This window comes from Rhizobium sp. RU33A (genome assembly GCF_900156055.1).
In the GTDB taxonomy this organism is placed as follows: Bacteria; Pseudomonadota; Alphaproteobacteria; order Rhizobiales; family Rhizobiaceae; genus Allorhizobium.
In genome coordinates, this window is sequence record NZ_FTMQ01000006.1 from 64,353 (window position 1) to 86,077 (window position 21,725).

22 protein-coding genes and 1 tRNA gene are annotated in these 21,725 nt (G+C 61.3%); 13 read left to right on the top strand and 10 right to left on the bottom strand.

Features of this window, described 5'->3' with window-relative positions:
- Positions 1–39 precede the first annotated feature (39 nt).
- Positions 40–1,014, top strand: coding sequence for a heparan-alpha-glucosaminide N-acetyltransferase (locus BW978_RS19305; RefSeq protein WP_076397470.1), 975 nt, complete (start codon positions 40–42; stop codon positions 1,012–1,014).
- Positions 1,015–1,028: 14 nt separating this feature from the next.
- Positions 1,029–1,505 (top strand): methyltransferase family protein, encoded by a 477-nt coding sequence (locus BW978_RS19310; protein WP_076397471.1) that lies wholly within the window; start codon positions 1,029–1,031, stop codon positions 1,503–1,505.
- Positions 1,506–1,529: 24 nt separating this feature from the next.
- Here the strand turns inward: BW978_RS19310 and BW978_RS19315 are convergent, their stop codons facing one another.
- Both BW978_RS19315 and mgtE read right to left on the bottom strand, forming a co-directional pair.
- Positions 1,530–1,922, bottom strand: coding sequence for a MerR family transcriptional regulator (locus BW978_RS19315; RefSeq protein ID WP_054149681.1), 393 nt, complete (start codon positions 1,920–1,922; stop codon positions 1,530–1,532).
- Between the two features lie 108 nt (positions 1,923–2,030).
- Positions 2,031–3,443, bottom strand: a complete 1,413-nt coding sequence (gene mgtE / locus BW978_RS19320; RefSeq protein WP_076397472.1) for a magnesium transporter — start codon at positions 3,441–3,443, stop codon at positions 2,031–2,033.
- Between the two features lie 180 nt (positions 3,444–3,623).
- Between mgtE and BW978_RS19325 the strand changes: the two genes are divergently transcribed.
- Both BW978_RS19325 and BW978_RS19330 read left to right on the top strand, forming a co-directional pair.
- Positions 3,624–4,118: a peptide deformylase gene (locus BW978_RS19325; protein WP_139330607.1), complete on the top strand. Its 495-nt coding sequence runs from the start codon at positions 3,624–3,626 to the stop codon at positions 4,116–4,118.
- Between the two features lie 66 nt (positions 4,119–4,184).
- On the top strand, positions 4,185–4,685 hold the full coding sequence (locus BW978_RS19330; protein WP_076397473.1) for a BON domain-containing protein: 501 nt from the start codon (positions 4,185–4,187) through the stop codon (positions 4,683–4,685).
- Positions 4,686–4,740: 55 nt separating this feature from the next.
- On the opposite strand, the gene BW978_RS19335 is transcribed toward BW978_RS19330, so the two are convergent.
- Positions 4,741–4,825: transfer RNA gene (locus BW978_RS19335), tRNA-Leu, on the bottom strand.
- 214 nt (positions 4,826–5,039) lie between these two features.
- Here BW978_RS19335 and lipB point away from each other — a divergent pair.
- Complete coding sequence (lipB, locus tag BW978_RS19340) at positions 5,040–5,756, top strand: lipoyl(octanoyl) transferase LipB (RefSeq protein WP_076397474.1); 717 nt, start codon at positions 5,040–5,042, stop codon at positions 5,754–5,756.
- A gap of 4 nt (positions 5,757–5,760) precedes the next feature.
- Here lipB and BW978_RS19345 read toward each other — a convergent pair whose 3' ends face one another.
- Complete coding sequence (locus BW978_RS19345) at positions 5,761–6,198, bottom strand: helix-turn-helix domain-containing protein (RefSeq protein ID WP_076397475.1); 438 nt, start codon at positions 6,196–6,198, stop codon at positions 5,761–5,763.
- A gap of 277 nt (positions 6,199–6,475) precedes the next feature.
- Between BW978_RS19345 and BW978_RS19350 the strand changes: the two genes are divergently transcribed.
- From BW978_RS19350 to BW978_RS19385, 8 genes are all read left to right on the top strand, one after another.
- Complete coding sequence (locus BW978_RS19350; RefSeq protein WP_076397476.1) at positions 6,476–7,408, top strand: DMT family transporter; 933 nt, start codon at positions 6,476–6,478, stop codon at positions 7,406–7,408.
- A gap of 100 nt (positions 7,409–7,508) precedes the next feature.
- Complete coding sequence (locus tag BW978_RS19355; protein ID WP_076397477.1) at positions 7,509–8,780, top strand: zinc metalloprotease; 1,272 nt, start codon at positions 7,509–7,511, stop codon at positions 8,778–8,780.
- A gap of 56 nt (positions 8,781–8,836) precedes the next feature.
- Positions 8,837–9,454 (top strand): GNAT family N-acetyltransferase, encoded by a 618-nt coding sequence (locus tag BW978_RS19360; protein ID WP_076397478.1) that lies wholly within the window; start codon positions 8,837–8,839, stop codon positions 9,452–9,454.
- Positions 9,455–9,554: 100 nt separating this feature from the next.
- Complete coding sequence (locus BW978_RS19365) at positions 9,555–10,682, top strand: S-(hydroxymethyl)glutathione dehydrogenase/class III alcohol dehydrogenase (protein ID WP_076397479.1); 1,128 nt, start codon at positions 9,555–9,557, stop codon at positions 10,680–10,682.
- Positions 10,682–11,134 carry a GNAT family N-acetyltransferase gene (locus BW978_RS19370; protein ID WP_244552015.1) on the top strand — a complete coding sequence of 151 codons (453 nt, stop codon included), beginning with the start codon at positions 10,682–10,684 and terminating at the stop codon, positions 11,132–11,134. The genes BW978_RS19365 and BW978_RS19370 overlap by 1 nt, the downstream gene beginning before the upstream one ends.
- A gap of 3 nt (positions 11,135–11,137) precedes the next feature.
- Positions 11,138–11,584: a YaiI/YqxD family protein gene (locus BW978_RS19375; protein WP_076397481.1), complete on the top strand. Its 447-nt coding sequence runs from the start codon at positions 11,138–11,140 to the stop codon at positions 11,582–11,584.
- 34 nt (positions 11,585–11,618) lie between these two features.
- Complete coding sequence (gene fghA, locus BW978_RS19380; RefSeq protein ID WP_076397482.1) at positions 11,619–12,452, top strand: S-formylglutathione hydrolase; 834 nt, start codon at positions 11,619–11,621, stop codon at positions 12,450–12,452.
- 41 nt (positions 12,453–12,493) lie between these two features.
- Positions 12,494–12,757, top strand: a complete 264-nt coding sequence (locus tag BW978_RS19385) for a hypothetical protein (RefSeq protein ID WP_076397483.1) — start codon at positions 12,494–12,496, stop codon at positions 12,755–12,757.
- A gap of 135 nt (positions 12,758–12,892) precedes the next feature.
- On the opposite strand, the gene BW978_RS19390 is transcribed toward BW978_RS19385, so the two are convergent.
- From BW978_RS19390 to BW978_RS19415, 6 genes are all read right to left on the bottom strand, one after another.
- On the bottom strand, positions 12,893–14,500 hold the full coding sequence (locus BW978_RS19390) for a glycoside hydrolase family 43 protein (protein WP_076397484.1): 1,608 nt from the start codon (positions 14,498–14,500) through the stop codon (positions 12,893–12,895).
- 371 nt (positions 14,501–14,871) lie between these two features.
- Positions 14,872–15,924, bottom strand: a complete 1,053-nt coding sequence (mgrA, locus tag BW978_RS19395) for an L-glyceraldehyde 3-phosphate reductase (RefSeq protein WP_076397485.1) — start codon at positions 15,922–15,924, stop codon at positions 14,872–14,874.
- A 203-nt stretch (positions 15,925–16,127) separates the two neighbouring features.
- Positions 16,128–17,261 (bottom strand): Gfo/Idh/MocA family protein, encoded by a 1,134-nt coding sequence (locus tag BW978_RS19400; RefSeq protein ID WP_076397486.1) that lies wholly within the window; start codon positions 17,259–17,261, stop codon positions 16,128–16,130.
- 28 nt (positions 17,262–17,289) lie between these two features.
- The gene (locus BW978_RS19405) at positions 17,290–18,051 is read right to left on the bottom strand and encodes a sugar phosphate isomerase/epimerase family protein (RefSeq protein WP_076397487.1); all 762 of its coding nucleotides are present in this window, start codon (positions 18,049–18,051) and stop codon (positions 17,290–17,292) included.
- 62 nt (positions 18,052–18,113) lie between these two features.
- Positions 18,114–20,573, bottom strand: coding sequence for a beta-mannosidase (locus BW978_RS19410; protein ID WP_076397488.1), 2,460 nt, complete (start codon positions 20,571–20,573; stop codon positions 18,114–18,116).
- A gap of 63 nt (positions 20,574–20,636) precedes the next feature.
- Positions 20,637–21,725, bottom strand: a complete 1,089-nt coding sequence (locus BW978_RS19415; RefSeq protein ID WP_076397489.1) for an ABC transporter ATP-binding protein — start codon at positions 21,723–21,725, stop codon at positions 20,637–20,639.

Here is a 21,725-nt window from a genome sequence, read left to right on the forward strand (position 1 = left end):
ATGGCGAGGTCCGCCGTCGAAGAGCTTAAGGAAGAGCAAGTGGCAGATCCGACCGTGCCCCGAACCGTTGCGACCCGACCGCGCCTTTTGGCGCTCGATGCGGCGCGCGGGCTCGCCCTGATCGCCATGGCGACCTATCACTTCAGCTGGGACCTGGAATTCTTCGGTTACCTCGCGCCCGGGACATCCACTCAAGGGTTCCTGCGTCTCTACGCCCGCATGATCGCGTCGAGCTTTCTATTCCTGGCGGGCTTCAGCCTCGTGCTGGCGCATTATCCAAAGCTCAGACTTCAACCCTTCCTGCGGCGTCTCGGCGTGATCGTCGTCGCAGCGGCCGCCATTTCCATTGCCACCTACTGGTTCACGCCCGACAGCTGGATCTTCTTCGGCATTCTGCATGCCATCGCGCTTTCGAGCCTGATCGGCCTTCTGTTCCTCCGGGTGCCGCCGATTTTGACACTGCTTGCTGCCGCGGTGGCATTCGCCCTGCCAGAATTGCTGCGCTCTTCGGCCTTCGATTCGCCCTGGTTCTGGTTCCTCGGGATCTCGGAGACCCTGCCCCGCTCCAATGACTATGTGCCGCTCCTGCCGTGGATCGGAGCACTGCTGACCGGCATCGCCACGGCACGGTTTCTGGTCGATCGCAATCGTCTCGGCTGGATCGACCGACTGCCAGCGGGTCCGAGATGGCTGCGCTGGGGCGGACGCCACTCGCTGACCGTCTATCTGCTGCACCAACCGGTGCTGATCGCCGGGCTCTATCTGGCGAGCTTCGTCATACCGGCGCCCGCACTGGATCCGGTCGCCTCCTATACTCAGAGCTGCGAGGCGAGTTGTGCACAGCAGGGCAACGATGCGGGCCTCTGCGAGCGCTTCTGCAGTTGCACGCTGGAACGCCTGCAGGCGGAGAACCTCCTCGATCCTCTCCAGTCTGGCGCAAACTTGTACGAGCAGACTGCACGCATCCAGACGCTGGCCGAGGAATGCACCATCAGGAGTCAGCCAGCGCCGTAAGGGGGAATTCTCCAATGAATGCCTACCGCGCGAAGCCTCTGCGATATCCATGGCCACCAGTGCTTTATCTGGCGGCCATCATCGGCGCGATCATGGCCGGCAGGTTCACAGCCCTGGCGCCGGTCCCCTCGCCGCTTCCCTACCTTCTGCCGTCGATCGGCTTCAGCATCGGCCTCTTCGCCGTCACCCTCGACATCTGGGCGGTGCGCACCCTGATGGAGCGACAGACACCCGCATTCGATACCGGCTGTGCGCGCCATCTCGTGACCTGCGGTCCGTTTCGGTTCAGCCGCAATCCGATCTATCTCGCCTATACGCTGTTTACGGTGGCGCTCGGCTTCATCACCGGCAATGCCTGGTTCTTCATCGCGGCATTCTTGGCGCTTTTGGCGACACGGATCCTGGCGATCCCCAGCGAGGAACGCCATCTCGAAGCCCGTTTCGGCTATGATTACGAAAGCTACCGCAAGCGCACGCGGCGCTGGATCTGATTCGGGGCGATTGCCGGCCCGGGATCAGGTCCCGACGCCGATTTCCACCAGGCGGGTGAGACAGGCTTCTTCGGCCTGATCGAGTTCCGAAAGCGTCTCGTCGATATCGCGGCGCTTCTGCCGAAGTTCGTCGCGCTTCTCGTCGATCTTCTTCATCATCAGCTTGAGCTGCCCGATTTCGCCCGGCGGCTCCTTGTAGACGTGAACGATTTCGCGGATTTCGGCGATCGTGAAGCCGATACGGCGACCGCGCAGGATCTCCTGCAGGAAACGACGGTCAGCGGCACGGTAGAGGCGCGTCCGGCCCCGACGTTCCGGATGCAGCAGGCCCTCGTCCTCGTAGAAACGCAGGGTGCGCGTTGACACACCGAATTCTCGCGTGAGCTCTGTTATGCTATAGTATTTCTTCACGGTCATCCGATCCTGTAGGGATGACCATGATATTGACTTTTACGTACAAGTCAATTTTTCGGCATTGCCCTGACCGCCTCTCGCGCGATTATGCGGTCTTGCCTGTGTCGCCGGTCACATGAACCACCAGCTCGCGAGCCCCAGAAAGGCGAAGAAGCCGGTAATGTCGGTCACGGTTGTGACAAAGACTGCTGAGGCGACTGCCGGATCCGCACCAAACCGATCAAGCGACATAGGAATGAGGATCCCGGCGATGGCGGCCGCCATCATGTTGATGAGCATCGCCGTGGCAATGATGACGCCGATATTGGGGTCCTGAAACCAGAAACCCGCCACCGCACCGATCGAAACGCCGAAGATCAGACCGTTCAAAAGCCCGACGCCGGCCTCGCGGCGCACGACGCGGAAGGCGTTGTGGATATCGAGATTGCGGGTCGCAAGCGCCCGCACCGTCACCGTCATCGTCTGCGAGCCGGCATTGCCGCCCATGCCGGCGACGATCGGCATGAGGACGGCGAGTGCGACGATTTCCTGGATGGTCGCCTCGAACAGGGAGATGACCGAGGCCGCCATGAAGGCGGTCACCAGATTGACCGCAAGCCAAGGCACGCGCGAGCGAGACGTTTCGGCAATGCTGTCGGACAACTCTTCGTCGCCAACGCCGCCGAGGCGCAGCAGATCCTCTTCCGCCTCTTCCTGGATGACGTCGACCACGTCGTCGATCGTGAGCACGCCGACCAGACGCTCGTTCTCGTCGACGACGGCGGCAGATAAAAGGTCGTATTGTTCGAAGAGTTGGGCCGCCTCTTCCTGGTCCATCTCGGCCGGGATCGGGTGGTTGGTGGCATGCATGATGGTCTCGATCTTCACACCGCGCTTGGTGCGCAGGATCGCATCGAGATTGACCGCACCGAGCAGCTTGAAGGTCGGATCGATGACGAAGATCTGCGTGAAGCTTTCGGGCAGGTCCTCCTCGTCGCGCATGTAGTCGATCGTCTGGCCCACCGTCCAGAAGGGCGGGACGGCGACGAATTCGGTCTGCATGCGCCGGCCGGCCGAGCTTTCGGGATAGTCAAGCGCGCGACGCAGCCGCACCCGTTCCGTAAACGGCAGCTGGGCAAGGATCTCCTCGCGGTCCTCGTCGTCAAGATCTTCGAGAATATAGACGGCGTCGTCCGAATCGAGATCGCCGATCGCCGCGGCAATCTGCTCGTTCGGCATCTGGTCGACGATCTGCATGCGGATCGTTTCATCGACCTCGGTCAGCGCCGTCATGTCGAAGTCGTCGCCGAGCAGGTGGATCATGGCCAGACGCTGGTCGGGCTGGATCGCCTCGATCAGGTCGCCGAGTTCCGATTCGTGCAATCGCGCGACATTTTGCCGGAGAAACAGCACGTCACGCTCGGCGATCGCCGCGCCGACCAAGGTCAAGAAGTCGTGACGGACAGATCCCTCGTCGTCATAGATGTCGTCGTGGCTTTCTTCGGCCGCGGGACGGTTGACAAATTCGTCTTCGTTCTCTGTCATCCCAACCTCTCATACGCGACACCATGCCTCGACGCCCCGGAGAATGGCCGCAAAAACCCTCAAGTCAACAAGCAGATAGCGGAAATCTCCTGTTGTCAGTGCAAAGCGGCGGTGAGCCTGCTAGCGTGGCCGGATCGCCACAGCCGACGATCACATCATAACTGAAGACATGAGCTTTTCGTGACCCGCCTGACCATCCGCCGCTATCCCGACCCCGCCCTGAAGGCGACCGCCGAGCCCGTCAACGACTTCGGAGCTGACCTCGCCACACTCGCCGACGACCTCTACGAGACGATGAAGGCAGCCCCCGGTGTTGGCATAACCGCACCCCATTGCGGCGTTCTCCTTAGACTGACGGTGATCGACATCCCGGAAATCGGCGGACGGCGCGACTATGTGAACCCGGAAATCCTCTGGGCCTCCGATGAGATGATGACCCATACCGAAGGCAGTGTCTCCATGCCGGGCATGACCGACGAGGTCACGCGACCCAAGGCCGTCAGGATCCGCTACCAGACCCTGGACGGGACCGTGGTCGAGGAGGAGATGCAGGGTTTTGCCGCGATCTGCATGCAGCACGAGATCGACCAGCTGGATGGCATCTTCTGGATCATGAAGCTCTCGCGACTGAAGCGCGAGCGGCTGTTGAAGAAATGGGAAAAGGCGACGCGCTGACGCCATCGAACAAAGCCACCGGCCGGGCGTTATCTCCGTCAGACGAGATGAACAAGGAGCCCTCCCATGGCCAAGGACGACCGCAAGACCGAATTTTCCCGCGAAGACGATTATCGCGATTACGACCAGCGCAATATCGGCGAAGGCTGGCCCTATGCCGATGGCGCGGGCGCGACGGCGACACCGGTCGAGAATCGCGGCTATGGCGAAACCGGCGCAAACTTCGACCGTGACCGCAACGAAGGTTTTCGGATCGACGCGGTCAACGCCGATGGCTTCGAGCCCGAAGTCGCCACACCGGTACTGCCGACCACGGATGGCCGGGAAGACGATGACCAGCTCGAATCCGATATCACGACCGCGCTTGAAGGTCTTGATGACACCATTTTGGCCGGTCTCGACATCCACGTGGACGGCCATGTCGTGACGCTGCGCGGGTCGGTCGATACGGCGGAGGAGCGCCGGATGGTCGAGTTGAAGGTACTGGGCGTGAAGGGCGTGAGCGACGTGAAGAACTTCATCACCACGCTCGGCGTCGACAGCCACATTCCAAGTGATGCCGACTGAGAAGTCATTGAAAAATCTGCAACAAAAAACCCGGCTCGAAGGCCGGGTTCTTTTTTGGTGCGGTCGAGAAGACTCGAACTTCCACGGGTTGCCCCACAGCGACCTCAACGCTGCGCGTCTACCAATTCCGCCACGACCGCATCGTGGTAGGCGCCGAATTGCTCCGGCGGGGCTGCATGTAGCAAAAGCCTTGGGGGTCCACAAGCCCGCCGTGACAGATTTTTGAAAATTCGTCACGGCCGGTGGATAAGCCCCCTGCATGGGGGAGGCCGGCGCCCTTGAACTCCGGGGCTTTTCTTGCCAAATACAGGGAAAACAAGGCTTTTCGCCAATCCACAGCCCAAGGCAATTTTCATGCTTCGCACAGATCTCGACCATGCCATGCACCCTCGTGAAGGCTCACCTGCCGTGCGTTGGCGAGTCTCGGACGGGCTCGTCGGTTATGAGGAAGCGGTTGCCGAAATGGAGCATCAGGTCGCTCTGATTGCCGAAGGAAAGGCCGACGAGCTGGTATGGCTGGTGGAGCACCCTCCCCTTTATACGGCCGGCACCAGTGCTGATTCGAAGGACCTGATCGAGCCCGAACGATTCCCGGTTTTCGCGACCGGTCGCGGCGGCGAATACACCTATCACGGTCCGGGCCAGCGGGTGGCCTATGTGATGCTCGACCTGAAGCGCCGGCGCCAGGATGTCCGCGCCTATGTGGCGGCCCTCGAAGAAGTGGTGATCCGTACGCTCGACAGCATGAACGTCAAAGGCGAGCGCCGCGAGGACCGCGTCGGCGTCTGGGTGCGTCGGCCGGAAAAGCCTGTTCTGCCCGATGGTACGATGAGCGAGGACAAGATCGCAGCGCTCGGCATCCGCCTGCGCCGCTGGGTGAGTTTTCACGGCCTGTCGATCAATGTCGATCCCGATCTCTCACATTTCACCGGGATCGTGCCCTGCGGCATCTCCGCCTATGGTGTGACGAGCCTCGTCGATCTCGGGCTGCCGGTGATGATGGCAGACGTCGACATGCGCCTGCGCGAAGCATTCGAAGACGTCTTCGGGCCTACGGTAAACGAAGGCTGAGACCTCAGGCGCGTCCCATCACCGGGCCGTCTAGATCGCCGGAATCGCGGCGACTTTCGTGCCGTTCCTCGTAGGTCTCGATCTGTCGGGCAATCTTCTCGATCAGCCGGCCACATTCGAGATGCGCCTCGGTCAGGCGCTGAAGATCGAGCTTGAGCGCTTCGAGCGGCAGATCGCCGGTCTCCTGAATGGGGCCTGAGCCGACGCCGGTCATCAGCCACATCGGCGAAACACCGAGAATGCCGGCGAGATCGATCAGGTTTGACGGTCTCGGCTCGGCACGATCCGCTTCCCAGGCCAAGAGACTGTCGCGTTTCACCCCTATGCGGTTTGCGACATCGGCAAGTGACAGGCCAGAAGCGTCGCGTGCAGCCGACAGGCGTCCCCCAAGCGTATCGTCGCTCGAATCCGTCATCCGGGGATAGACCTTACGTGCGGGCATGCGACTTCTCCTGACCGTGAGGATACGTCGACCCGGAGGGCGACGGTCCTTTCTACCTCGATCTCACATCGCTACATTAGACGACATGATGATCCTGCATCTTTCCGCAGGCGCCACCAACAGGTGAAAACCCGTCACGTGGCGACATCCTGGGGATGCGTACAAACGCCTCATAAACGCAGCAAGCGCGTTTTTGTTCCGCACTTTCTTTGCTTGATCATGGAGCACGCCTCATGCTTGTTCTCTCAGCCAAGAATTCCTCCGGTGAGTCCCGACAATGAGCGCCACGCCTTCCAGTCCCTTTCGCGGCATGGTCCTCATGGCGGGCTGCATGCTCGTGCTGCCGGTGATGGATGCAATTGCCAAATACATGGCGACGGTCGAAGGCATGTCACCAGGGCAGGTAACCTTCTACCGCTTTTTCTTCCAGCTGGCCTCCGTCCTGCCGGTTCTGATCGCCCTCAACGGTCTGGCAGCCTTTTCGGCGAAACGCCCGTGGATGAACCTGCTGCGCGGCGCGATCCATGGCGCCGCGAGCCTGATGTTCTTCATGGCGGTCAAATACATGCCGCTCGCCGATGTCTTTGCCATCTACTTCGTCGAGCCCTTCATTCTGACGGCCATGTCGGCCATCTTCCTCAAGGAGAAGGTCGGCTGGCGCCGCTGGCTGGCGATCGCGGTCGGCTTTGGCGGTGCGATGATCGTCATCCAGCCGAGCTACGAAGTTTTTGGCATGACGGCCCTGTTGCCGGTCGCATGCGCGTTTCTCTATGCGCTCTACATGTTCCTGAACCGGGCGATCGGCGAGGCCGATACGCCGATGAGCATGCAGACCATGGCCGGGATCGGTGGCACGATTTTCATGGGGGGCGCCCTGTTGCTCGGCACCGCTGCCGAAGGCGTCGACTTCGAGATGTCGCTGCCGACCTCATGGCTTGGCCTCGTCCTGCTCGTCCTGCTCGGCGCGATATCCGGCTACATCCATCTCCTCGTGGTCAGCGCCTTTCGTATGGCGACGCTATCCGTGCTCGCGCCCTTCCAGTATTTCGAGATCATCGCCGCCGTTGCCCTGGGTTACCTGCTGTTTGACGAGTTCCCGACACCGTCCAAATGGCTCGGCATCCTGATCATCGTCGGATCGGGTCTCTTCATTCTCTGGCGCGAACAGAGACGGGTCACGCCGGCACGGATCGTCTCGGACGCCACCTGAAAGACCCGCATCTGGGAAGCATTTTAACGAATTCACTCACGAGATTCTAAGGGTTCTCGCCTAGGCTTGGAGCATCCATCCGCAGTATCGGGAGAGCTTCTTGGCGACGTATCAGGCCGCAGTGTTTCTGGCCGCCTTCAATCTCGGCCTGCTCTGGCTCCTGATGGCCGCACCGCTTGGGCGGCGGACAATCCGGGTGAGCCGGATCATCCGCGAGCGCCCCGAAGAGCTGTGGAACATCACCCGCCCCGCGGGCGATCAAACCTCCTGGCATCCCAACGTCATTGCCGTCGAACCGGTCGATGGCAAACCCGACCTGGTGGAATTCGCCTATCGGCAAAGCGATCGCCATGGCCATCCCAGCAGACGAACCATGATCGTCGATCGCACCGCGATGACGGCTGCCGGCTGCTTCTCCTGCGAACTGAGGGTGGTCAATGACTCAACGCTCGATCACACCTTCTGGGAAGGCTATCGCGAAAGCCGCAAGGTCGAACGGGCACCGCTGGGCAGCCGGGTGACATTCGAGCAGACGGACAATTATCGCGGACTTGCGTTTTATCTGTTCCGGCGCATAGCCCTCGCCCGCGAACTCTCCGCGCTGCAAAACCATGTGGAGGAGAGTCCGGCGTCGAGCCTTCTGCATTTCGAACACCCGCTCTGGCAAACCGTGCTCGTGCTGCTCTCGACCGTTCTGCTCTGGCCATTTTTTGGCCTGACCGCACAGGGCCTGATGATCTCGGTGTTCCTGACCCTCGTCATCCTGCTGCATGAACTCGGCCACATGGTGGCCTATCGTGCCTTCGGGCACACGACGACACGCATGCTGTTCGTGCCGCTGCTGGGCGGCGTAGCGATCGGCGGCCGGCCCTACAATACCCATTTCGAGGTCGCAACCTGCGCCCTGATGGGGGCCGGCTTCTCGGCGCTGCTTGTCCCGATCCTTGTCGCTGCCCATCAATCGGCGGGGGACATTTCCCATTCGATGACGATGGATGGCCCGATCCTGGTCTTTCTGGTGATTCTCGGCGCCTTCAATCTTCTCAACCTTCTTCCGACCTACCGCTTCGACGGCGGCCAGGTGCTGCGACAGGTGTTTCAAGCGCCACGCGTCCTCGCGCTCACCAGTTTTCTGGTCACCGGCGTAGTCGCCTGGACTGGCTGGAGAATCGGCCTTTCAGCACCAGCACTGACGATCGGCGTGGCACTTTTCACCCTGCTCGGCATGATCAGGACCAAATCGGCCAAGCCGCGCGAGGCCCTGGTGCCGATGAACGGTCCGGAACGTCTGATGACCGGCTTCGGCTACTATGCCGCGCTCGCCATCCACGTATACGCGGTGATCTATGCCTGCGACAGGCTGTTTGCCTGAACAGGACGTCGCCCAACCGCTTGACATGCAACGAGCCTCGGGCTCCAAGAGACCGCATGGATACCGAACAAAAGCCCCTCCCCGCCGGCTATCACAATGTCGCGCCGAACATGCTCGCGACGATCGTCACCTGCCTGGAAATGACGACAAGACCGGCACCTCGACCCAATCCGCCGTCCGATGGGCTAACGGTCGAGCGCTGGAACGCGCCAGCGCTTGCGGATTACCGCGCGCTCTACCGACGCGTCGGAGAGGACTGGCTTTGGGTCTCGCGCGCCGTGATGGATGACGAGAAGCTGAGGGTCATCATCGAAGATCCGGCTGTTGAAATCTATGCGCTGATGCGGAACGGCGAAAAGCTCGGACTGCTGGAACTCGACTTCCGCGAAGGCGGGCAATGCGAACTCGCCTTTTTCGGTCTCGACCAGAGCCTGTTTGGATCCGGCGCCGGGCGTATCCTGATGAATGTCGCGATCGACACGGCCTGGGAAAAGCCGATTTCACGCTTCTGGGTTCACACCTGCCATCTCGACCATCCGGCCGCACTCGCCTTTTACCAACGCTCCGGCTTCAAGCCTTACAAACGTATGGTCGAGATTTTTGAAGATCCCAGACAGACGGGTAAACTGCGGCCAGATGCAGCCCCGCATTTCCCCGTGCTCACCGCCGAATAGACGATAAGAATCAGACTTTTGAGAAAATCCGGCTCAGCCCTTGAGCCGGATGGCGAAGGCATGCCAAAGTCGCCACCAACGATTTGTCAGGAGAAAAACCATGGATGTTCGCGCCGCCGTCGCCGTGCAGGCTGGAAAGCCGCTTGAGGTCATGACCGTTCAACTCGAAGGCCCGCGCGCCGGCGAAGTGCTGATCGAAGTCAAGGCCACCGGGATCTGTCACACCGACGATTTCACGCTCTCTGGCGCCGATCCGGAAGGTCTCTTCCCGGCCATTCTCGGCCATGAAGGTGCAGGCATCGTGGTTGATGTCGGCCCGGGCGTGACCTCGGTGAAGAAGGGTGACCATGTCATTCCGCTCTACACGCCGGAATGCCGCGAATGCTATTCCTGCACCTCGCGCAAGACCAATCTCTGCACCTCGATCCGCGCCACTCAGGGCCAGGGCGTGATGCCTGACGGCACGAGCCGCTTCTCGATCGGCAAGGACAAGATCCATCACTACATGGGCTGCTCGACCTTCTCGAACTTCACGGTTCTGCCGGAGATTGCGGTCGCCAAGGTCAACCCGGACGCCCCCTTCGACAAGATCTGCTACATCGGCTGCGGTGTCACGACCGGCATCGGCGCCGTCATCAACACCGCCAAGGTCGAAATCGGCTCGACTGCGATCGTCTTCGGTCTCGGCGGCATTGGTTTGAACGTGCTGCAGGGCCTGCGCCTTGCCGGTGCAGACATGATCATCGGCGTCGACATCAACCCGGACCGTAAGGAATGGGGCGAAAAATTCGGCATGACGCATTTCGTCAATCCGAAGGAAGTCGGCGACGATATCGTGCCCTATCTCGTCAACATGACCAAGCGCGGCAACGATCTGATCGGCGGCGCCGACTACACCTTCGACTGCACCGGCAACACCAAGGTGATGCGCCAGGCGCTCGAAAGCTCGCATCGCGGCTGGGGCAAATCCGTCATCATCGGCGTCGCCGGCGCCGGCCAGGAAATCTCGACGCGTCCCTTCCAGCTGGTCACCGGTCGCAACTGGATGGGCACCGCCTTTGGCGGCGCGCGCGGCCGCACCGACGTGCCGAAGATCGTCGACTGGTACATGGAAGGCAAGATCCAGATCGACCCGATGATCACCCACACCATGCCGCTCGAAGACATCAACAAGGGCTTTGAGCTGATGCACAAGGGCGAATCGATCCGCGGCGTCGTGGTCTATTGATGTCTGTGGCTTACACTGTCGACGTGCGGAGGCTCGACGAGTTCTCCGCCGCCGATCTCTACGACATGCTGAAGCTGCGCGTCGACGTTTTCGTCGTCGAGCAGCACTGCTCTTATCCAGAGCTTGACGGCAACGACAAGGACTGCCTGCATCTGCGGCTGCTCGATGGCGAAGAGCTGCTCGCCTGCGCGCGGCTTTGGCGGCCCTCGGCGGAGCACCATCCGCGCATCGGCCGCGTCGCGGTCTCTCCTGATCATCGCGGCAAGCGGCTGGGCGAAGCGCTGATGCGCGAGGCGATTTCAGAGGTCGAAAAACGCCATCCTGGTGAGCCGATCGAGATCTCCGCGCAGAGCCATTTGCAGAAGTTTTACGGATCGCTGGGATTTGAGGTGATCTCGGAGGAGTATCTGGAGGATGGCATCCCGCATGTGGATATGCTGCGGAAAGGATAGCCGATGCCCGAAATCTATGTCGATGCCGATGCCTGTCCGGTGAAGCCGGAGATCCTGAAGGTCGCCGAGCGGCATGATCTGCCCGTCACCTTTGTTGCGAATTCGGGCTTGCGCCCCTCGCGCGATCCAATGGTCAAGAATGTCATCGTGTCCGGCGCCTTCGATGCGGCCGACGACTGGATTGCCGAGCGTTGCGGCGAAGGTGACATCGTTGTGACAGCCGACGTGCCGCTGGCCGGTCGCTGTGTGGCCGCAGGTGCGCTGGTGACCGGACCGACAGGACGGATCTTCGACACGGCCAATATCGGCATGGCGACGGCGATGCGCGACCTTGGCGCCCATTTGCGCGAAACCGGTGAGAGCAAGGGCTACAACGCCGCCTTTTCGCCCCGCGACCGATCCGCCTTCCTCGAAACGCTCGACCGGCTTTGCCGTCGGGTGAAGAAATGAGCCCCGAAAGGGCCCTGAATAAGGACAGATCCCCATGAACATCCTCTCCCAGAACACCGCTTTCGGCGGCATGCAGGGCGTTTTCTCGCATCAGTCGGACGTGACCGGCACGGAAATGACCTTTGCCGTTTTCGTCCCGCCCCAGGCGATCGCCGAAAGGCGGCCCGTTCTCTGGTACCTCTCAGGGCTGACCTGCAGCCACGCCAACGTCATGGAAAAAGGTGAATACCGGCGCATGGCAGCCGAGCTTGGCCTCATCATCGTCTGCCCGGACACCAGCCCGCGCGGCAACGACGTGCCCGACGAACTCACCAATTGGAAGATGGGCAAGGGTGCGGGCATGTATCTGAATGCCACCGAAACGCCCTGGGCCGAGCACTTCCAGATGTACACCTACATCACGGAGGAACTGCCGGCGCTGATCGCCGAACAGTTCCGCGCCAACATGGACCGCCAGGGCATTTTTGGCCATTCTATGGGCGGCCATGGCGCGATGACGATTGCGCTGAAGAACCCGGAGCGCTTCAAAAGCTGCTCGGCCTTCGCCCCGATCGTCAATCCGCTGACCGCCGACTGGACCCAGGATGCCTTCGAGAAATATCTCGGCACTGACAAGGCGAAGTGGCGGGAATACGACGCCTGCGCATTGGTTGAAGACGGCGCCCACTTCCCGGAATTTCTCATCGATCAGGGCAAGGCCGACAGTTTTCTCGAGACGGGCCTTGCGCCCTGGAAGTTCGAGGAGGCCGTCAAGGGCACGGATATCGGCCTGACGCTCAGGATGCATGAGCGCTATGACCACTCCTACTACTTCATCTCGACCTTCATGGAGGATCATTTGAAGTGGCATGCGGAAAGGTTGGGGTGAGCAGAACCTGTGGTCTAACCTCGGAGAATAGCGCAACAGGCATGATGCAGAACAGACATTTGCTTCTGACGGCAGCAGGCCTGGCCGCGATAGCCTTCCTATTGCCGAGACTTGGCATAGCCTCGAACGGTGTGGCGCTCGCTCTGTGGGTTGCAAATCTGTTCGTGAGTTATTGCGGCTTCCGCAATGGACGTTATCGCCCATTCTGGCTCACATGGGGATTGGTCACGGTGGCTGGGTTCATTCTCTTCGGCGTTACCAGTCCGCTCTCTCTGTTGATGGTGGCCATCGTCCTGAGCCGGTGACAACTAAACGCCCGACCAGATGCGGTCGTGCTCGGGTCTGTCCCGAGCATCCGCTGCCGTCTGATTGATGGAGACGTGAGCAGATCCTCGGCACAAGGCCGAGGATGACGACCGGCTATGCCAGCGCGCGCGCCCTCACCCCCGACGATAGACGAACCGCTCGAAGTCCGCCGGTCGGCCCTGGCCCGTGATGTCGAAGCAGAACATGCCGGCGAAGGCGCCGGTGAAGGAGCCGTGTTCGCCGAAGCCGCCTTCGTCGGAGACGACGCCGGCATCGAGCACTGGGCCAATGGACTGCCATGTACCCTCGCCCGCCGGGCGCCAGAAGAATTGCAGATCGCTGTCGGTGACGTCCATGGCAAGATCGATCGCGCCATCGGGGATCGACTGGCCCATGCCGATGGGGAAAGTGAGATTGCCGGAGGGATAATCGCCGGGGCACGACAGGATGATCAGCGAGCGGCCGAGCTTCTCGTCCGTAGAGACCCCGAGCGCATGGAACTTGGTGCGATTGTAGTAGTGGGTCAGACCCGCGACCTGCTGATAGGTTTCGGGCGAGAACTCCAGCCGCGTTTCGACGCGGAAGCGGTGATGCTCCTGGCGGCGGGCGATGAGCGACTGTTCGAACCAGGAGCCGATGCTTTCGCGGCCATAGAGGCGCAAACGCCCTGCCCGTTCAGTCAGGCTGAAGAGACGCTCCGGCTGCGGCGTGCGCAGCCACTGGAATTCCCTAGGTAAGTCCGGGCTGTCGAAGGCGCTGACGATCTCGACCGGCTCCTTGCGCTTCACCGCACCACTGGGCGCCGGAACCTCGACGGATGGTACGACGCCGCCCTGTTCGAGATAGAGCCAACCGTCTTCCTTCCAGACGCATTTCTGCAGGCCCGTTTCGCGGCCGAGCGTGCAGCGACGCTTGGGCGGCATGGGACGCCCGCAGAGATGGGTGTGATAGCACAGACCATCCGATGTTTCGACATATTGGCCGTGACCGGCGCGTTGCAGGACAGCGTCAGGGGCATCTTTCGAGGTGATGAGATGCGTGTTCGGATGCATTTCGTAGGGACCATCGATCGCGCGCGCGCGGGCCATGGTCACGACATGGTCGTAGCCAGTGCCGCCCTCGGCGGTCGTCAGGTAATACCAGCCATTGCGCTTGAAGACATGCGGGCCTTCGACCAGACCCTGTCTGCTGCCCTCGAAGATGTTCTTGATCGGGCCGGTGAGCCGCTTCGTCTTCGGGTCCCATTCCTGGAGAAGGATGCCGTCGAACTTGGCGTGGCCGATCGTGTTGCGCGCCTCGGGGCGGTGATTCCACTGCATGTTGAGGAACCACTTGCGCCCGTCGTCATCGTGAAAAAGTGACGGGTCGAAGCCGGAGGAATTGACGTAGATCGGGTCCGACCACGGGCCTTCGATGGAGGGGGACGTGACGATGTAATTATGCGCGTCCTTGAAGGAGCCCTCGAAGCGCTTCACGTCGGTGTAGACGAGCCAGAACAAGCCATCGGCGTAGGACAGGCACGGCGCCCAGACGCCGCAGCTGTCAGGATTGCCACGCATGTCGAGCTGGCTGGCGCGGGTGAGCGGACGGGTCACGAGCTCCCAGTTCGCGAGATCGCGCGAATGGTGGATCTGGACGCCCGGAAACCATTCGAAGGTGGAGGTGGCGATGTAGTAGTCGTCGCCCACGCGGCAGATCGACGGATCCGGATTGAAGCCGGGCAGGATGGGGTTGATGATCATGGCGTGTGGTTTCTCCTCCGCAATTACCTCTCCCCCTGCGGGAGAGGAAGAAAAATCAGGGTCTTAGCCAAAGGCTCAAGCCCTAGATTTTTCAGGAGAGGGGCTGCCTCACTGACAAGCCCCTCTCTTGGGATTTCTAGCACTTAGCTCACGCTAAGCTGCTGAAATCCCGTTCTCCCCCGCCAGGGGGGAGATTAGTCGCCAGCCGCGATACCCACCTCCGCCTTGAGGGGGGAGGTCGCCGCGAAGCGGCGGGTGGGGGTGATGTTCGCGAGTTCTACACCTTCATGTGAAGCCGAACTCCTGCACGTCAACCCACCCCGAAGCTTCGCTCCGACCCTCCCCCTCAAGGGGAGGGTGTCTATCCCAACTTACTTCTTCTTCCGTGGCGGGCCCTTGCGTTCGGCAGACGCTGCCCAAATGTTGATGTCGGCGTCCTTGGCGAAGACGTCGATTTCGGCGAGCTCTTCTGCCGTGAAATCGGGCGTTTCGATTGCCTTAACGCAATCCTCCACCTGAGAAGGCTTCGACGCGCCGATCAGGGCGGTGGTGATATGGCCGCCGCGCAGCACCCAGGAAAGCGCCATCTGCGCCAGCGTCTGGCCGCGCTTTTCCGCGATCTTGTTGAGGCCCCGGATGTTTTCGAGATTGCGCTCGTTGAGGAAGCCCGGGTCGAGCGACTTGTCCTGCGTCGCGCGGGTGCCCTCCGGAATACCATCAAGGTATTTCGAGGTCAGCATGCCCTGCGCAAGCGGCGAGAAGACGATCGAGCCGACGCCAAGATCTTCCAGCGTGTCGATCAGGCCGTCTTCCTCGATCCAACGGTTGATCATCGAGTAGCTGGGCTGGTGGATGAGAAGCGGTGTGCCCAAGCTTTTGAGGATGTCATGGGCTTCGCGGGTGCGCTTCGAATTGTAGGAGGAAATGCCGACATATTGCGCCCTGCCCGAGCGGACGATGTGATCGAGCGCGCCGCATGTTTCCTCAAGCGGCGTATCGGGATCGAAGCGATGCGAATAGAAGATGTCGACATAGTCGAGGCCCATGCGCTTCAGGCTCTGGTCGCAGGAAGCGATGAGATATTTGCGGCTGCCCCACTCGCCGTAGGGACCCGGCCACATGTTGTAGCCGGCCTTGGACGAGATGATCAGCTCGTCGCGGTATCCGCGAAAATCGGTCTTGAGGATTTCGCCGAAAGCTTCTTCCGCGGAGCCTGCCGGCGGGCCGTAATTGTTGGCGAGGTCGAAATGGGTGATGCCGAGGTCGAAAGCCTTGCGGCAGATCGCCTGCTTGGTGGAATGCGGCGTGTCGTTGCCGAAATTGTGCCAGAGGCCGAGCGAAATCGCCGGCAGCTTCAGCCCGCTCTTGCCGCAGCGATTATAGGTCATCCGCTCATAGCGGTTTTCGGCGGGGGTGTAGGTCATGGATGGTTCTCTCCCGGATGCATGTGCTCGGCGGATGCGAAGACCCCTTCTGGCCTGCCGGCCATCTCCCCCACAAGGGGGGGAGACTGATCGGGGACGCCTCCTGCTCTCCGCCAGCCGCAACTTAGCGGAGACGGAGAAGAATCCCAGAGGCAGGCGCGGAAAAGCCCCTCCCCCTTGTGGGGAAGAGTTAGGGAGGCGTTCTAGCGAAGCAGAGCCTGCGCTTCTTCGATACCCAGAGCTGCCGGTTGGGTGCAGGTTGTCGACAGGGTGACGAACTCACCCGTCTCACCCGACTTCAGGATCGACACCATGACGTCGACGCCGTGCAGGGTGCGGTCGAGCGAGCAGCGGGCATCGCGGCCTTCGAGGATGGCGACTGCCATGTCGGCAAGACCGGCCGTGCGGTAGTTGGCGCGCGGACCTTGCGGGCTTTCCTGGTTGTTGCGACCGAAGGGATGATCCCAGGCTTCGAGCGGCTGGATATCCTTGTTGCGGCCGGAGGCTTCGACCACACCACCGAAGAAGTTCGGGTCCGGCACATAGAGCGAGCCCTCGGTACCGTAGAGTTCGGTATTGGCGTGGCGGTGGCTCCAGACATCCCAGCTGGCGGACAGGGTGATCGTGGCACCATTCTGGAATTCCAAGAGCGCATGGATGTTGGTGGGGGTCTTCACCGGGATCGTCTCGCCATTGCGCGGCTGGCTGGTGATGGTGCGGGTCTCATTGGCCATCGAAGTCAGGGCCGCCACACGCTTCACCGGGCCGATCAGGTTGATCAGGTTGGCGATGTAGTAAGGGCCGAGGTCGAGAATCGGTCCGCCGCCCGGCAGAAAGAAGAAGTCCGGGTTCGGATGCCACATTTCCATGCCCGGGCTCATGACATGGCAGGTGCCGGAGGTGACGCGGCCGATGCCGCCCTTGTCGATATAGGCACGCGCCAGCTGATGCGCACCGCCGAGGAAGGTATCGGGCGCGCAGCCAACCGACAGGCCATTGGCCTTGGCGATGGCACGCAGGTCTTCGCCCTGTTCGAGCGACAGTACCAGCGGCTTTTCCGAATAGACGTGTTTGCCGGCTTCGAGGATGCGCTTGGAGACCGGGTAATGTGCATCCGGGATCGTCAGGTTGACGACGATATCGACCTCGGGATTGGCGAGAAGCTCGTCAATGGTCTGCGCCTTGACGCCGTATTCTTCGGCGCGCAGCTGCGCCGCACTCATGTTGATGTCGGCGCAAGCGACGACCTTCAGGCCGCGAAACAGCGGCGCCAGCGTAAAGTAGGTGATGGAGATATTGCCGCATCCAATGATGCCGACGCCGAGTTCGCGTGCCATGGGAAATGTCCTGCTTGCTGCGAGTGGTTCAATAGGTCTTGAAGGATGCGATCGAGCGGGTGATCAGTCGGTCGATATCCTTGGGATTGTCGTGTTCGACGACGAAATGCTTGACGCGGGTGCTCTTCAGCGCCGCGATCAGGCCCTTCCAGTCGACGGCGCCATGGCCAACATCGGCCCAGCCGTCTTCGTCCGTATTCTCGCCAGCCGGCGCGATGTCCTTGACGTGGACGGCGCTGATGCGCTTGCCGTAGCTTTCGATCCAGGCGAACGGGTCGGCATGGCCTCGGATGACCCAGGCGATATCGGCTTCCCAGTCGAGCTCGGGTCCGCCGGCGAAGATCTGTTCCTGCGGGGTCGATCCGTCCGGTAAGCTTACGAATTCGAAGTCGTGATTGTGCCAGCCGAAAACGAGACCGGCATCGCGCAGCGGCTTGCCGGCGGCCTGCAGGCGCTGGCCGAAGGCGAACCAGCCCGCCGCATCCGTCGGGCGCTGGTCGGGCATCAGATAAGGGCAATAGACCGCTTCGATACCTAGTGTCTTGGCGATCTTGATCACGCGGGTCGGATCGTTCTCGATCATGTCGAGGCCGAAATGGGCGGTCGGCATGGTCAAGGCATTGTCATCGAGTTCCTTGCGGAAAGCGTCGAGTTCGCCATCGGCAAGCGACGCGTAGAGGGCGCCATACCCCTCGACTTCACTGTAGCCGGCGGCCTGGAGCTTTGGATAGATGCCGCTGAAGGGCTGGAAGTTGCGGGCGCTGTAAAGCTGAAAGCCGAGTTTGGTCATGGGGGTAGTCTCCTCCTCGTTTTTCCCTGGATCGGGCGCCCAGGGCCTTATCTGTGCGCCTGTCAGTCAACAGACTGGCAGCTATAGAGATCGTAGATGCGGAATGCCGGCAGGGTGCCTGCGGCAAGCGGTGTGTCCGGTTTGAAGATGACGCGGCTGCTCTCGCCGGCCGAAAGGTCGAAGGCGTTGTCCGAATAGCGGCCGGGGGTTGCGCTTTCGAGCATGACGAAAAGTGCGAGGCCTTGGGACGTGACGGAGACCTCGAAGCTACCGTCGCCGGTCGGGGACACCGAGACTTTGAGGCGTGCCGGCTCTAGATCGAGCGCCTTGTAGGTGCCGTTGATAAAATGCCCCTCCCCGGTCATGCCGTTGGAAGCACTGAAGCTCCAGGCGAGAAGGCCGTCGGCCGGGATCTCGCTGGAATCGAGCGTGACCAAGATGTCGGCGGCATCCGGGCCGCAATCGCACTGCACGCACTTAAGCGGAATGCGCTCGCCGGAGAGCGTCAAGACGAAGAGATTGGCGTCGATGGTCACGGTATCCAGTGTGTCGTTGACCATCGAAAGCGCGATGCTGGTGCCGTCTTCGGACGGAATGGCGGCGACCGCGACCGGCTGGAAGAAGCGGCGCACCATGTAATGCATCGCCTTCCAGCTGCCGCCGTAATCGAGGCTGGACCAGGAGGCGACCGGCCAGGTGTCGTTGAGCTGCCAATAGACCGTGCCCATGCAATGGGGTTTCAGCGAGCGCCAGTATTCGACGGCGGTCTTGATGGCGAGGCCCTGCTGGATCTGGCTCAGATAGACGAAATTGGCGAAATCCTTCGGAAAACGGAAATAGCGGAACATGGTGCCCGCGATCCGCTCATTGCCGCCGGCATTCTTCTGGTGCAGCTCGATCACCGGCGAGGCGATGTTCATGTCGGCCTTGTCGGCAAAGCTCTCGATGACCGGCAGCGAGGTATAGGACTGGAAGCCGAATTCCGAGCAGAAGCGCGGTTTGACAGTTCGGTAATTATCGAAGCTCTTGTTCTCGTGCCAGACCGACCAGTAATGCATGTCGCCGGAGCCGTCGGCATGCCAGGCATCGCCATAGTCGAGATAGCCGGAGGCCGGGCTCGACGGCCACCAGATGCCTTGCGGGAAGCTCTTCTTGACGCCCTGCTCGATGACGCGGTTGAGGCGGTCATAGGCGACGAGGTAACGGTCTCTGTTGTTGCGGGATTCCGGGAACCAGGTGAGCGCACCGACGAGCTCGTTGTCGCCGCACCAGATGACGATGGAGGCGTGGCTCGACAGGCGCTTCACCTGATATTCGACCTCGTGGGCGACGTTGTCGAGGAAGTCCTCGGTGCAAGGGTAGAGATTGCAGGCGAACATGAAGTCCTGCCAAACCATCAGGCCGAGCCGGTCGCAGAGATCGTAGAACCAGTCGGCCTCGTAGAAGCCACCGCCCCAGATGCGGATCATGTTCATATGCGCGGCGACGGCCGAGTTCAGCAGATCGGTCGTCTTCTCCTCCGACGAGCGGGAAAACAGCGCATCCGCCGGGATCCAGTTGGCGCCGCGGCAGAAAATCTCGCGGCCGTTGACCTTGAGCGCGAAGCGGCTGCCGGCTTCATCCGGATCGGTGATCAGCTCGACGGTGCGCAGACCGATCTGACGGGTAATCGTCTCCGTCGGCAGGTCGACGGTCAGCGTATAGAGCTCCTGCTCGCCTGAGCCTGCAGGCCACCAGAGGCGCGGGTTTTCCACTTCGAAGACATGGACAATCTTGGTTTCGCCAGCAGAAATGCCGACATCAAGCCGCACGCGTTCTCCATCGAGCGTGAAGTGCATCGGCACGACCGCAGGCTCGACAGAATGAATGGTAGCGGTAACCTTGAGCTCGACGCGACCATCGGCGTGATGGACCTGCTCGGTCTCCACATGCTCGATGCGGGCGGGGTCGAGCTTTTTCAGCGACAGCGTGCCGTAGATGCCGAGGGGCGCAATCGCGATGTTCCAGTCCCAACCGAAATGGCATTGCGGCTTGCGCAGCATGTTGCCGTTGGGGATCGGCGAATTGGCAGTCGAATAGGGAATGTAGAAGGGCTGGCGGGCCTGGCGTTCGGCCCCGGCAGAGATGCTGGAATGGAAGACGATGCGGATGGTGTTTTCACCCGGCTGAAGCGCATGACTGACATCGGGGCGATAGCGGCGGAAACAGTTGTCGGCTGACAGCACCGGCACATCGTTGATGAAGACGACGGCGACCGTGTCGAGATAGTCGATGTCGAGATACCAGCTGCCGGAGATATCGGGCACGACGACCTGACGTTCGATGACCCAGTCGCGCTCGGCAACCCATTGCACGACTTCTTCGTTGCGACCGAAATAGGGATCGGGGATCAGGCCTGCGGCATGCAGCGCCGAATGCACATCGCCCGGCAGCGTGATCGCCGCTTGATGGTCGCCGTCGGCGGACGAAAGACGCCATTCGCCGTGAAGATCGATGGCGCCGTTGTGGGCATTCTGGGTCATGACGACAGTCCTGCAGAAGAAAAAGGCGCCCCGGTCACAGGCCGGGACGCAGGGGGGAACGTGTCAGATGCGCTCTTCGGTCTGCGCATCGAAAAGGGAGGCAACTTCCATGTCGAAGCCGAGGCGGACCTTGGCGCCCGGCGCATAACGGCGGGTGCCACCGATGCGGACCGACATGGTGTGGCCGGCATGTTTGAGCCAGAGCAGGTTGTCGGCGCCCATTGGCTCCTCGATGTCGACGACGGCCTCGTGCAGCTCGCCGATACCAGCCTCTTCATCGACCTTGATATGCTCCGGACGCACGCCGAGGATAACCTTGCGGCCACCCGTCAGCGGCTCTTCCGAGCGATATCCCTTCATCGAGAACAGGACGTCGTGGGTGCGGAAGAAGATCTCGCCGCCTTCGTTGACGAGGTCGCCATGCAAGAAGTTCATCGACGGCGAGCCGATGAAGCCGGCGACGAAAAGGTTTCTCGGCTGGTTGTAGATCGTGTTCGGATCGGCGAGCTGCTGGATCTCGCCGCTCTTCATGATCGCGATGCGATCGGCGAGCGTCAGGGCCTCGATCTGGTCATGGGTGACGTAGATCATCGTGTTCTTGAGGCTGTGGTGCAGGCGCTTGATCTCGACGCGAAGCTCCGAGCGCAGCTTGGCATCGAGGTTGGACAGCGGCTCGTCGAACAGGAAGACGTCGACGTCACGCACCAGAGCACGCCCGATCGCTACGCGCTGACGCTGACCACCAGACAGTGCCGACGGCTTGCGATCGAGCAGCGGTCCGATCTGCAGGATGTCGGCGGCGCGCTGGACGCGCTTTTCGATTTCGTCCTTCGGCATCTTGGCGACCTGCAGGCCGAAGGAGAGGTTCTTCTTCACCGACATCTGCGGATAAAGCGCATAGGACTGGAACACCATGCCGATGCCGCGGTCCTTGGGCTCTTCCCAGGTGACGTTCTTGCCCTTGATGAAGATCTGCCCGTCGGTCGGCTCCAGAAGGCCGGCGATGCAGTTGAGCAAAGTGGACTTGCCGCAGCCGGATGAGCCCAGGAGAACGATGAACTCACCGTCGACAATGTCGAGATTGAGGTTTTCCAGCACCTTGACAGCGCCGAAGCTCAAAGAGAGGTCCTTGATCGATACACTATGCGACAT